11 protein-coding genes are annotated in these 12,969 nt (G+C 70.9%); 10 read left to right on the top strand and 1 reads right to left on the bottom strand.

Going from position 1 to position 12,969, the window contains the following annotated elements:
• Window positions 1-180 precede the first annotated feature (180 nt).
• The 3 genes from ASE87_RS04335 to ASE87_RS04345 all read left to right on the top strand — a co-directional run bounded on the left by ASE87_RS04335 (window position 181) and on the right by ASE87_RS04345 (window position 2,070).
• Entirely contained in the window at window positions 181-1,140 is a 960-nt protein-coding gene (locus tag ASE87_RS04335) for a hypothetical protein (protein ID WP_056226207.1), read from the top strand.
• A gap of 85 nt (window positions 1,141-1,225) precedes the next feature.
• The gene (locus ASE87_RS04340; protein ID WP_055972433.1) at window positions 1,226-1,894 is read left to right on the top strand and encodes a DsbA family protein; all 669 of its coding nucleotides are present in this window, start codon (window positions 1,226-1,228) and stop codon (window positions 1,892-1,894) included.
• The gene (locus ASE87_RS04345) at window positions 1,891-2,070 is read left to right on the top strand and encodes a hypothetical protein (RefSeq protein WP_043592583.1); all 180 of its coding nucleotides are present in this window, start codon (window positions 1,891-1,893) and stop codon (window positions 2,068-2,070) included. The genes ASE87_RS04340 and ASE87_RS04345 overlap by 4 nt, the downstream gene beginning before the upstream one ends.
• Here the strand turns inward: ASE87_RS04345 and ASE87_RS04350 are convergent.
• Entirely contained in the window at window positions 2,060-2,593 is a 534-nt protein-coding gene (locus tag ASE87_RS04350) for an aminoacyl-tRNA deacylase (RefSeq protein ID WP_082452286.1), read from the bottom strand. The genes ASE87_RS04345 and ASE87_RS04350 overlap by 11 nt on opposite strands.
• Window positions 2,594-2,608: 15 nt before the next feature.
• Here ASE87_RS04350 and dusB point away from each other — a divergent pair, with 15 nt between their 5' ends.
• The 7 genes from dusB (at window position 2,609) to ASE87_RS04385 (ending at window position 12,967) form a co-directional block, all read left to right on the top strand.
• Entirely contained in the window at window positions 2,609-3,769 is a 1,161-nt protein-coding gene (gene dusB, locus ASE87_RS04355) for a tRNA dihydrouridine synthase DusB (protein WP_056226210.1), read from the top strand.
• A gap of 47 nt (window positions 3,770-3,816) precedes the next feature.
• Window positions 3,817-5,088 (top strand): deoxyguanosinetriphosphate triphosphohydrolase, encoded by a 1,272-nt coding sequence (locus ASE87_RS04360; RefSeq protein WP_235472191.1) that lies wholly within the window; start codon window positions 3,817-3,819, stop codon window positions 5,086-5,088.
• Between the two features lie 112 nt (window positions 5,089-5,200).
• Window positions 5,201-7,108 (top strand): DNA primase, encoded by a 1,908-nt coding sequence (gene dnaG / locus ASE87_RS04365; protein WP_056226213.1) that lies wholly within the window; start codon window positions 5,201-5,203, stop codon window positions 7,106-7,108.
• A gap of 228 nt (window positions 7,109-7,336) precedes the next feature.
• Window positions 7,337-8,959, top strand: a complete 1,623-nt coding sequence (locus ASE87_RS04370) for an ABC transporter substrate-binding protein (protein ID WP_043592588.1) — start codon at window positions 7,337-7,339, stop codon at window positions 8,957-8,959.
• Between the two features lie 158 nt (window positions 8,960-9,117).
• Window positions 9,118-10,212 carry an ABC transporter permease gene (locus tag ASE87_RS04375; protein ID WP_043592590.1) on the top strand — a complete coding sequence of 365 codons (1,095 nt, stop codon included), beginning with the start codon at window positions 9,118-9,120 and terminating at the stop codon, window positions 10,210-10,212.
• Window positions 10,213-10,214: 2 nt separating this feature from the next.
• Window positions 10,215-11,228, top strand: a complete 1,014-nt coding sequence (locus ASE87_RS04380) for an ABC transporter permease (RefSeq protein ID WP_043592591.1) — start codon at window positions 10,215-10,217, stop codon at window positions 11,226-11,228.
• Window positions 11,225-12,967, top strand: coding sequence for an ABC transporter ATP-binding protein (locus ASE87_RS04385; RefSeq protein WP_082452287.1), 1,743 nt, complete (start codon window positions 11,225-11,227; stop codon window positions 12,965-12,967). The genes ASE87_RS04380 and ASE87_RS04385 overlap by 4 nt, the downstream gene beginning before the upstream one ends.
• Window positions 12,968-12,969 lie beyond the last annotated feature (2 nt).

The following is a 12,969-nucleotide window of genomic DNA, read 5'->3' on the forward strand; positions in this document are numbered from 1 at the left end:
CGACCTGACCCCAGCACGCGGCGTGTCGTCCGTCGACGACGCACGAGGCAGGAGTTGCCCGCGCCCGACCGGCGCTCCGTGCGACGAGGACTCGCCCCCAGGGTTCCCGGGCGAGGCCGCCGTCCCCAGGCCGCCCGTACTGCCCACGGCCGACGGGCACCGCTCGGGACGCTGTGGGGCATGACCACGATCTCCGAACTCGTCTCCGACGCCGGTGGCTTGCTGCACAAGCGTGATCTCGTCGCGCTGGGTGCGACGGACCGCCATCTGACCGTCGCCGTCCGCTCCCGCGCGGTCCGTCGCCCGCGACGCGGCTGGTACTCGACGTGGCCGCGCCATGATCCGCGTTTCGTGGCCGTCGCGGTGGGGGGACGCCTCACCGGTGCCGCCGCCCTGCACCAGCTCGGGGCGTGGTCGTGGCGACGTCCGCCGATCACGGTCTCGGTGCCCGAGACCGCATCCCGCCTCCGACGGCGACGGGGCGTCCGCATCGTCTGGGACTCCGTCGAGCTCGGGTCCCGTGGCTCGACCTGGGCGGTGGACCCGCGAGACGCCCTCGCCCGCGCGGTGGTCGAAGCGGAGTCCCTCGAGGACGCGGTCATCTTGCTCGACTGGGCACGGAGCGTCGGCATCGTGACCGACGACGAGGACGCCGCCGAGGTCCTGGCGCGGAAACGCGCCGACGCTGCTGGGCTGGTGGCCTGGAGCGACGGGGGAGCCGAGAGCATCCTCGAGTCGACGGCCGGGACGAGGCTCCGTCGGGCCGGGCACCACGTCGTGCGACAGGTGCCCGTCGGCACCACGGGCAAGATCCTCGACATGCTCGTCGACGGTGTCGTCGGTCTCGAGACCGACGGCCGCGTGCACCACGAGAGCCGCTTCGACCGGGACCGCCTCAAGGACGCCGACATCGCCCTCGACGGACATGTTCCGTTCCGGGCGGGGACGATCATGGTGCGTGACCTGTGGGCCCGCACGTCGGCTGCGATCGAGGCCCTGATCACCACGGCGGGCGGCCCGAGACCGGCGTCACGTGTCGGCAACTCCTGCCTCCCGCGAGTGCTCGGGCCCCGAGGCCGCAGGAACTGGCGGCTCGCGCCACCGGGCCGACGCAGGGGGCAGGAGTTGCCGACAGGGTGAGGCGGGTGAGGGCGAGGCGCGACGGGGCGATGGGAGTGCCGTGGGCGCGGGGAATGGGGAGGGCCTGGCACGAGTTGGGCCTGCCGTGACCGCAGACTCCGCCACCCCGTCCGCGACCGTCAAGGTCGACATCTGGTCCGACATCGCCTGCCCCTGGTGCTTCATCGGCAAGCGCAAGTTCGAGGAGGCCGTGCGACGCTTCGGCGGCCCCGTCGAGGTCGAGTACCACTCGTTCGAGCTCTCTCCCGACACCCCGGTCGACTTCGAGGGCGACGAGGTCGACTTCCTCTCGAAGCACAAGGGCATGCCCGCCGACCAGGTCCGCGGGATGCTCGACACCGTGGCCGGCATCGCGTCCGAAGTCGGCCTCGCCTACGACTTCGAGCACCTGCAGCACACCAACACGGTCAAGGCGCACGAGCTCCTGCACTTCGCCAAGGCGAACGGTCGTCAGACCGAGATGAAGGAACGCCTGCTCCACGCCTACTTCGAGGAGGGCCGCCACGTGGGCCGCGTCGACGATCTCGTCGCGCTGGCCGGCGAGGTCGGCCTGGACGAGCAGGAGGCGCGCGAGGCACTCGAGACCGGGCGTCACCTCGACGACGTGCGGGCCGACCAGGCCCAGGCGCAGGCCTTCGGCATCACCGGAGTCCCGTTCTTCGTCCTCGACGGCAAGTACGGCATCTCGGGCGCCCAGGCTCCCGAGACCTTCGTCCAGGCCCTCGAGCAGGTCGCCTCCGAGGTGGCCCGATGAGAGAACCCGTCGGGGTCGAGGTCGATACGCCGACCACGACGTTCACCATGCTCGGCTCACCGGACGCCGCCGCCTGCGAGGGGGACTCCTGCCTCGTCGTCCCGCCCGGCATCGCCGACACGTCCGTCGACCGGACCTCGGACGACGAGCCCGGGAGGCGCGGCGTCAGTCGCTGATGTCGGCCACGGTCGCGTCGTACCCGGCGACCAGGTCGTCGGCGTCGACGAAGGCGCTGAAGCCGTGGGCTCCGGCACCCAGGGCGACGCGCCTCCCCACGATGCGGGAGTCCGCGACCACCGGCCAGGCTGTCGAGCTGCCCAGGGGAGTGATCGTGCCCCGTTCGTACCCGGTGACCTCGAGGGCGACGTCGGCGCTCGGCATCGACAGCTTGTTGACGCCGACGACCGCTCGGAGCTTCGCCCACGAAATCTGCCGGTCGCCCGGGACGAGCGCGAACAGGAACGACCCGTCGTGTCGCTTGACGACGAGGCTCTTGACGATGTCGGAGGACTGCAGTCCGAGCAGCGCGGCAGCGGCCTCGAGCGAGTCGGCCGCAGGACGCGCCACGATCTCGACGGCGAGACCGCGGGCGGCGGCGTCCGTGCGCACCCGCCCCGTGCCGTCGACCGACCTCGGGGCGCCCCCGGCACCCCCGACGTCCGCGTCGTCCACACCACTCGTCAGCCCGCCGTCGCTCATGGGAGAATCGTAACGATGTCCACCACCACCACCCTGCCCTCGCGCGGCCTCTCGATCGGACCGATCGACGTGGCCTCGCCCGTCGTGCTCGCCCCCATGGCAGGCATCACCAACACGGCCTACCGCCGCCTGTGTCGCGAGTACGGCGCCGGTCTCTACGTGAGCGAGATGATCACGAGTCGGGCGCTCGTCGAGCGCACACCCGAGTCGATGCGCCTCATCCAGCACCACGAGTCCGAGACCCCCCGCAGCATCCAGCTCTACGGCGTCGAGCCCAACACGGTGGCCGAGGCGGTCACCATGCTCGTCGCCGAGGACCGCGCCGACCACATCGACCTCAACTTCGGCTGCCCGGTCCCCAAGGTCACCCGCAAGGGCGGCGGCTCGGCCCTCCCCTGGAAGATCGGCCTCTTCCGCGAGATCGTCGAGGGTGCGGTCAAGGCCGCCGGTGACATCCCGGTGACCGTCAAGATGCGCAAGGGCATCGACGACGACCACCTCACCTACCTCGAGGCCGGTCGAGCCGCGCAGGGCGCGGGTGTGGCGAGCATCGCGTTGCACGCGCGCACGGCGGCCGACTTCTACTCGGGCACGGCCGACTGGTCGGCCATCGCGACCCTGAAGCAGACGATCACCCACGTGCCGGTCCTCGGCAACGGCGACATCTGGTCGGCGGCCGACGCCCTGCGCATGGTCGACGAGACCGGCTGCGACGGTGTGGTCGTCGGCCGGGGCTGCCTCGGCCGCCCATGGCTGTTCGGTGACCTCGCCGCGGCCTTCCGCGGCGAAGACCTGAAGGCCGAGCCGACCCTCGGCGAGGTGGGTCGGGCCTTCCGGCGTCACGCCGAGCTCATGGTCGAGTTCTGGTCGGGCGACGAGGGGCGGGCCTGCCGTGACATGCGCAAGCACGTCGCCTGGTACTTCAAGGGTTACCCCGTGGGCGGCGAGGTCCGGGCGGCTCTCGCCCTGGCCGACTCGCTGCAGCAGATCGACGACCTGCTCGCCACGATGGACCCCGACGAGCAGTACCCCGGCGAGGCGGCCGAGGGGCCGCGGGGTCGCGCAGGCAGCCCCAAACGTCCTGCTCTTCCCGACCGGTGGCTCGAGAGCCGCGACCTCGACGATGCCTTCAAGGCCGAGCTCGCCGCCGCCGAGCTGCACCACAGCGGCGGCTAGGCACGCCCGTCCCCGACATCCCTTCCCGTCCCGACCGAGAGGCCCCGGTGTCCACCGAAGCCCTGCTGAGTGCTGCCCCCGGGTACGACCCCGCCGACTCCGAGCGCTGGTTGCCCGAGCAGCACTCCAACCGGCGCAGCGACTTCGCCCGCGATCGGGCCCGTCTGCTGCACTCGAGCGCGCTGCGCCGCCTGGCGGCGAAGACGCAGGTGCTCAGCCCGACCGCCGGCCTCGACTTCGCCCGCAACCGGTTGACGCACTCGCTCGAGGTCGCGCAGGTCGGCCGTGAGCTCGCGACGAGCCTCGGCCTCGACCCCGACGTCGTCGACACGGCCTGCCTCGCGCACGACCTCGGGCACCCGCCGTTCGGGCACAACGGTGAGCGAGCCCTGAACGAGTGGTCGTCCGACATCGGGGGCTTCGAGGGCAACGCGCAGACCCTTCGGCTGCTGACCCGCATCGAACCCAAGGTGATCGACGCGACCGGGCGGAGTTTCGGGTTGAACCTGACCCGCGCGAGCCTCGACGCCAGTTGCAAGTACCCGTGGCCGGCAGCGCAGGGCATCCCCGACCCGGGCGGTCGCATGAAGTTCGGCTTCTACGACGACGACACGGCCGCCTTCGAGTGGCTGCGCCGGGGCGCTCCGCGTCGACGACGGTGCGTCGAGGCCCAGGTGATGGACCTCAGCGACGACATCGCGTACTCCGTGCACGACTTCGAGGACGCCGTCGTCAACGGGTACGTCGACGTCGCGGCCCTGGGGGCCCGGGTCGACCACGACTCGCTCGTCACGGCCATGCACGCGTGGGTCGGCGGCGAGCTCAGCCGCGACGAGCTGACCGAGGCCTTCGACCGGTTGCAGGCACTGCCGTTCTGGCTCGAGTCGTACGACGGCAGCCGGTTCGCGCAGGCCCGCCTCAAGAACCTCACCAGCCAGCTGATCGGCCGGTTCGCCGGCTCGGCCACGCAGGCGACCCGCGACTCGTATCCCGGTGACGCCCTGATGCGCTTCGGTGCCTCGGTCGTCGTGGCCCCCGACGTGATCGGCGAGATCGCCGTGCTCAAGGGCATCGTCGCGGCGTTCGTCATGACGAGCGACGACCGGCAGCCGATCTACCTGCGGCAGCGCGAGGTGCTCACCGGCCTCGCCGACGCCCTCTGGCAGGCGGGCCCTTCCGAACTCGACCGGGGGTTCGCGGCCGACTGGGCCTCGGCCGACGACGACGCCGCGAGGCGTCGCGTCGTGGTCGACCAGGTCGCCTCCCTGACCGACCAGAGCGCCACAGCCTGGCACGACCGGCTGACCGCCGGCCGCTGAGGCGACCCCCGAGGAGGCGCGGGTCCTCCCCAGCCGCGCCGCGCCTCCTCGTCCTCCCGCGGTCGGCCCTCCCGGGGTCGGTGCGGTCGGTGGCGCGATCTAGAATCGACACGTGCCCGGCCTGATCAAACGCAACGACATCGACGAGGTCCGGTCGCGCACCAACATCGCCGACATCGTGGGCGACCACGTCACGCTCAAGGGCGCGGGCGTGGGGTCGCTCAAGGGCCTCTGCCCGTTCCACGACGAGCGCAGCCCGAGCTTCCACGTGCGGCCCCAGGTGGGTCGGTACCACTGCTTCGGCTGCGGTGAGGACGGCGACGTCTTCAGCTTCGTGATGAAGACCGACCACACGACCTTCCAAGAGGCGGTCGAGCGCATGGCCGCGCGCATCGGCTTCGAGCTGCACTACGAAGACGGCGGTCAGGCCAGCGACCACGGCAACCGGGCGCGGCTGATCTCGGCGAACGAGGCGGCTCGAGAGTTCTTCGTGGACCACCTGACGGCCGCCGACGCCGAGCCCGCCCGGCGGTTCCTCGGCGAGCGGGGTTTCGATCCGGCCGCGGCCGAGCGGTTCGGCGTCGGCTTCGCCCCCAAGTCGTTCGACGCCCTGCGGTCGCACCTCAAGGGGCTCGGCTACCGCGACGAAGAACTCGTCACCGCGGGGCTGTTGAGCCAGGGCGACCGCAGCCCCTACGACCGCTTCCGGGGGCGGCTGGTCTGGCCGATCCGCGACGTCACGGGGTCGACCATCGGGTTCGGCGCCCGTCGGTTGCTCGAGGACGACAAGGGGCCGAAGTACCTCAACACCCCCGAGACGCCGATCTACCACAAGTCCCAGGTGCTCTACGGGCTCGACCTCGCCCGCCGGGACATCTCGAAAGGCAAGCAGGTCGTCATCGTCGAGGGCTACACCGACGTCATGGCCTGCCACCTGGCCGGGGTCACGACGGCCGTGGCGACCTGCGGCACCTCGTTCGGCGTCGACCACATCAAGGTGCTGCGTCCCATGCTCGGCGACGTCAGCGGGGCCGACACGTCGACCGGCGGCGAGGTCGTCTTCACCTTCGACCCCGACGAGGCGGGCCAGAAGGCGGCGTCCCGCGCGTTCGCCGAAGAGCAGCGGTTCGCCGCACAGACCTTCGTCGCCGTCGCACCCGACGGGCTCGACCCGTGCGACCTGAGGCTGAACCGCGGCGACGACGCCGTGCGCCGCCTCATCTCGACCAAGCGGCCGATGTTCGAGTTCATGATCCGGCGACTGATCGACGGGCACGACCTCGAGACCGTCGAGGGCCGGGTGTCGGCGCTCCGGGCGGCCTCCCCGGTGGTGGCCGGCATCCGTGACCGGTCGATGACGCAGGGGTACGTGCGGTCGCTGGCGGGTTGGCTGGGGCTCGACCCGGCGGACGTGGCGCGGTCCGTCGACGACGCGGGTCGCGCCTCCTCGGCGCAGAACGCGCTCGAACGGTCACAGCCGCAGAGCGTCTCGGACGGTCGGCAGTCGATCACGAGCCTGCCCCCGGTGCCCGAAGAGCCGGCCGGCCCGAGCCTGTTGACGCTGCCGGCCGACCTGACGACCCGCACCGAGCGCGACGCGCTCATGGCGATGCTCCAGCACCCGGCGACGGTCGGCTTCGAGCTCATGCAGCGTGCGGCCCGGGCGCGCATCGAGAACAGCGCCCTGGCGGTCGTCCGCGACGCGATCGGGGCGAGCCTCGACCGCTTCGACTCGGCCGACTGGCTCGACGTCGTGCTCGGCCAGACCCCGTCGCCGTTCGACACCCTCGCCAAAGAGCTCGCCGTCGCCCCGATCCCCGAGCGCGAGGGGCGCGAGATCACGACCTACTGTCGGGGCATCGTCGTCTCGATCGTCGAACGCGACCTGATCCGCGAGAAGTCCGAACTGCTCGGGCAGTCGTTCCGCACCGACATGAAGACCGAACCCGAACGCTGGCGCGAGATCCAGGTGAGGATCGCCGCGGTCGAGGCCGAGCGCCGGTCCGTCCGACAAGAGTGAGGTCGGCGGCCGTCATGTGGTGCGCGGGCCTGAACGCGCATACATCGCGAGGATGCGCCGCCGGCCCCGAGACGACCAGTTGGCAAGGGTTCGTTGCGGGCCTGTAAACAGTTGCGCGATGAGCCCGTCTCAGGCTCACGTGTGTGTTACCAATGGACGTTCCCTGAAACGGCCGCGTCCACAGCACGGCCCGGGGCCCCTTGCACACAGAGAAAGAGGTAACCGGATATGACATCCGACTCCACGCTCGCCCGACGCGCCCTCGCCGTCGTCGGTGGCGCCGCTGCCACCGCACTCGTCCTCTCGGGCTGCGCCTCCGGTGGTGACGCGACCGACGCCCTCGACGGTCTCAGCATCGGCACGACCGACGTCATCACGTCGCTCGACCCGGCCGGTTCGTACGACAACGGCTCGTTCGCCGTCCAGAACCAGGTGTTCGGCTTCCTGACGAACGCCCCGTACGGCAGCCCCGACGTCGAGCCCGACCTGGCCGAGTCCGCCGACTTCACCAGCCCGACCGAGTACACGGTCACGCTGAAGGACGGACTGACCTTCGCGAACGGCAACGCGCTCACCTCGAGCGACGTCAAGTTCAGCTTCGACCGCCAGCTGGCCATCGCTGACCCCAACGGCCCGTCGTCGTTGCTCGGCAACCTGGCCAGCACCGACGCGCCGGACGACACGACCGTCGTCTTCACGCTCAAGTCGGCCGACCAGACCTGGCCCCAGGTGCTCTCGAGCCCCGCCGGCCCGATCGTCGACGAGGACGTCTTCTCGGCCACCGGGCTGACCGACGCCGACGACATCGTCAAGGGCAACGCCTTCTCGGGTCAGTACACGATCACCGACTACTCGCAGAACGAGACGATCGCCTACGCGGCGAACGACGCCTACGACGGCGTGCTCGGTGCTCCGAAGACCGACTCGGTCACGGCGACGTACTACACCGAAGAGACCGACCTGAAGCTCGCCGTCCAGAACGGCGACGTCGACGTCGCGAACCGCAGCCTGAGCCCGACCGACCTGGCCGATCTGGCCAAGGACGACGCGCTCACGGTGCACAACGGCCCCGGCGGCGAGATCCGCTACCTGGTGTTCAACTTCAACACCATGCCCTACGGCGCCACGCAGCCCGACGCCGACCCGGCCAAGGCCCTGGCCGTCCGTCAGTCCGTGGCAGACACGGTCGACCGTGCCGCCCTCGCCAAGGACGTCTACAACGACACCTACACGCCGCTCTACTCGGTCGTCCCCGACGGCCTGACCGGTGCGACCAAGCCCCTCGAGAGCCTCTACGGCGACGGCCAGGGCGGCCCCGACGTCGACAAGGCCGCCGCGGCCCTGTCGGCCGCCGGCGTCAGCACCCCGGTGTCGATCGACCTGCAGTACAGCCCCGACCACTACGGGGCGTCGAGCGACGAAGAGTACGCCCTGATCAAGTCGCAGCTCGAGGCGAGCGGCCTGTTCACCGTGAACCTGCAGTCGACCCTGTGGGACACCTACAGCACCGAGCGCCGCGAGGACGCCTACCCCGTGTACCAGCTGGGTTGGTTCCCCGACTTCTCGGACGCCGACAACTACCTGACGCCGTTCTTCAGCGCGGACAACTTCGTCGGCAACCACTACGACAGCCCGACCGTCCAGGGTCTGCTGACGCAGGAGATCGGTGAGCAGGACGCCTCGGCCCGCGAGGCGACCATCGGCCAGATCCAGGACGCCGTCGCGGCCGACCTGCCCACGCTGCCGCTCTTGCAGGGCACGCAGGTCGTCGTCTCGCAGTCCGACGTCAAGGGCGTGGACGACACGCTCGACGCGTCGTTCAAGTTCCGTTACGGTGCGCTGAGCCGCTGACGCGCCGCCTCGTCTCCTGAGCCCCGCCGGTACGCCGGTCGGGCTCGGGGGCCGGGGGACTCCGCACCACGGCCGTACGCCGAGGGGGCGACCCGCGACACCGCGGGGCGCCCCCTCCGGCCTGCGACCGGCACCACACCATCGAAAGGCCCAACGACGTGACCCTGATCACCGACGGCTCCCTCACGGCGCCGCCCACCTCCAGCCCCGGGAAGTCCCGAAGTTCCGGGGGCGGCGGCCTCGGACGCTACATCGTGATCCGCGCGATCCTGATCGTGCCCACCGTGTTCATCCTCGTCACGCTCGTGTTCTTCCTGATGCGCGTGGTCGGCAACCCGATCACCGCCTCCGTCGGCGGCCGACTCACCGAGGCGCAGCTGCAAGAGCGTCTCGCCGCCGCCGGCTACGACCGCCCCGTGATCGTCCAGTACCTCGAGTACCTCGGCCAGATCGTCCGGGGCGACTTCGGCACCACCGCGACCGACAACCGCGAGATCAGCGGCATCCTGCTCCAGTACGGCAGCGCCACCATCGAGCTCGTCTTCTACGCGCTGATCGTCGCGCTCGTGCTGGGCATCCCGCTCGGCATGCTCGCCGCCTACGTCCGTGACCGTTGGCCCGACGCGATCCTCCGCGTGCTCGCGATCCTCGCCTACGCCACCCCGGTGTTCTTCGCCGGCCTGCTGCTCAAGCTCACCTTCTCGGTCTGGCTCGGCTGGCTGCCCCTCGGCGGTCGTGCCAGCACTCGGGTCGCCATCGCCCTGGGGCGCATCGACCACCCCACGGGCATCTACATCGTCGACGCCCTGCGCACCGGCAACTCGACGATCATCGTCGACGTCCTCTCGCACGCCGTGCTGCCCGCCCTCGCGCTCGGCGTCCTGACCGCCGGCATCTTCCTGCGACTCGTGCGCACCAACGTCATCGGCACGCTCGGGTCCGAGTACGTCGACGCGGCCCGCTCGCGGGGCGTCAGCGAGTTCCGGCTCGTCCGGGCGCACGCGCTCAAGCCCGCCCTCATCCCGATCATCACCGTCATGGGCCTCCAGATCGCGATGCTGCTCGGCGGCTCGGTGCTCACCGAGACGACCTTCGGCTGGCGGGGACTCGGCTTCCAGTTGCAGCAGTACCTGTCGGCCCGCGACTTCATCGCCGTGCAGGGCATCGTCGCCGTGCTCGCCGTCATCGTCGCCGTGACCAACTTCGTGGTCGACGTGATCGCCGCCCTGATCGACCCCCGCGTGAGGTACTGACCATGACCGATGCAGCCGTCGCGGCCGATCGCCGCGAACCCCTCTACAAGCGCCTTCCCGTCGTCGCCCAGATCCGCCGCTCGGTGGGACTGCAGCGCGGCATGTTGCTGACCGGCGTCGTCATCGTCGCCGTGTTCGTGCTGCTGGCGATCTTCGCCCCGCTCATCGCGCCCTACGGCTTCGGCCAGCTGCGCGGTGCCACCGAGGCCTTCCCGCGCCAGGCGCCGCCCTCGGCCGAGCACCTGTGGGGCACCACGGTCGGCGGCTACGACGTGTTCAGCCGCGTCATGTGGGGCACCCGCACCGCCGTGGCCGTGGTCATCGTGGCCGTCGTGCTGTCGATCACGATCGGCGTGACGCTCGGCCTGATCTCGGGCTACCTCGGCGGGTGGCTCGACCGGGTGCTCGTCGTCATCGCCGACGCGGTCTACGCGTTCCCGTCGCTGTTGCTCGCCATCGTCGTCTCGATCGTCATCAGCGGGGGCCAGTCCAGCCTCTGGGGTGGCATCGTCTCGGCGGGCATCTCGATCACCGTGGTCTACGTCCCGCAGTACTTCCGGGTCGTCCGTGCCGAGGCCACGAGGCTCAAGGCCGAGGCGTTCGTCGAGTCGGCCAAGGTGAACGGCAGCAGCACGGGCCGCATCATGTTCAAGCACGTCCTGCGCAACGCCACGCGCAGCCTGCCCCTGATCCTCACGCTGAACGCGTCCGAGGCGATCCTGACCCTGGCGGCCCTCGGCTTCCTCGGCTTCGGCATCGGCCCGACCGCGGCGGCCGAGTGGGGCTACGACCTGAACCGTGCTCTGTCCGACACGGCCAGCGGCATCTGGTGGACCGGCGTGTTCCCCGGTGCGGCGATCGTGCTGATGGTGCTCGGCATCACGCTGATGGGCGAGAGCCTGAACGACCTGGCCGACCCGCGCCTCCGGACCCGCCGTCGCGCGAAGCGCAAGACGAAGGCCGGCCGCGGTGCCGAGCAGGCACCGACCACGACGAACGACGAGGTGACCGCATGAGCGCCGACACGACCACGACCGGCCGACCGGCGGCCCCGCGCGACGAGCGCCCCGTTGCCGTCGGCATCACCGACCTCGAGGTCACCTTCGCGACGGACGGCGGTGATGTCGCCGCCGTGCAGGGCGTGACGCTCGACGTCCGCGCGGGCGAGGTGCTGGCGATCGTCGGCGAGTCGGGCAGCGGCAAGACCGTCACCGCCAAGACGATCCTCGGCCTGTTGCCCGAGACGGCGGTCGCCACCGGAGCGGTGCTGCTCTCGGGGCAGAACGTCCTCGAGGTCGGCCCCAAGAAGGTCCGCGAGCTGCGCGGCACCGACGTGGCCATGGTCTTCCAAGAGCCGTCGACCGCACTCAACCCCGTCTACACGGTGGGTTGGCAGATCGCCGAGGGCCTCCGGGCCCACGGCAAGGTCGGACGCAAGGAGGCGCGGGTCAAGGCGATCGACATCCTGCGTCGCGTGGGCATCCCCGACCCCGAGACCCGCGTCGACTACTACCCGCACCAGTTCTCGGGCGGGCAGAAGCAGCGCGTGGTCATCGCGATGGCGCTCGTCCTCGACCCGTCGGTGATCGTCGCGGACGAGCCGACCACGGCCCTCGACGTGACCGTGCAGGCCGAGATCCTCGACCTGCTGCGTCGCTGCCGCGACGAGTTCGGCACGGCCATCGTGCTGATCACGCACAACATGGGCGTCGTCGCCGACCTCGCCGACCGCGTCGCCGTCATGTACCTCGGCAAGGTCGTCGAGCAGGCCCCGGCCGTCGAGCTGTTCGCGAACCCGCAGGACGACTACACCAAGCGCCTGCTCGGCTCGGTCCCGAAGCTCGAGGCCCGCGGTCACACGCAACAGGAGCAGCCCGCCGACAGCGAGGTCGTCGTTCGTGCCCGGGGACTCGAGATCGAGTACCCCGGTCGCCTCGGCCGCGGCGGCTTCCGGGCCGTCAAGGGAGTCGACTTCACCATCGCCCGCGGCGAGGTCCTCGGCCTGGTCGGCGAGAGCGGTTCGGGCAAGACGACGATCGGACGGGCCATCGCCGGGCTGACGAAGGTCACCGGGGGGTCGCTCGAGGTGCTCGGCATCGAGATGAACGGGGTGCACGAGCGCGACTTCAAGCCGAAGCGCGCCGACATCGGCTTCGTCTTCCAGGACCCCGCGTCGAGCTTCAACCCGTTGCTGACCATCGCCGAGTGCGTGGCCGAGCCGCTCATCGTGCACGGCCGTGCGAAGGACGCCCGGGCCGCCCGTCCGCGCGTCGACGAACTGCTCGAGGCGGTGCAGCTGCCGAAGTCGTTCGCCGACCGCTACCCCCACGAGCTCAGCGGCGGGCAGCGTCAGCGGGCGAGCCTCGCCCGGTCGCTCGCCCTCGACCCGACGTTGCTGATCGCGGACGAGCCCACCAGCGCCCTCGACGTGTCGGTGCAGGCCCGCGTGCTCGAGCTCTTCACCGAGTTGCAGGCGCAGCTGGGCTTCGCCGCGTTGTTCATCAGCCACGACCTCGCCGTCGTCAACATGCTGGCCGACCGGATCGGCGTGCTGTTCCACGGCGACCTGATCGAGAGCGGTCCGAACGACCAGGTCCTCGGCGCACCCGAGCACCCCTACACGCAACGCCTGCTGGCGTCGTTGCCGGTGCCCGATCCGATCGAGCAGGCGTCTCGTCGTGAGCGCCTGGCCGCCCTGGACCGCCGCGCGGCGGGCGACGCCGCCCTCGGAACCACGACCGGCGGGGTGGCCTGACG

Origin of the sequence: Frigoribacterium sp. Leaf44 (assembly GCF_001421865.1) — a bacterium.
Lineage (GTDB): Bacteria > Actinomycetota > Actinomycetes > Actinomycetales > Microbacteriaceae > Frigoribacterium.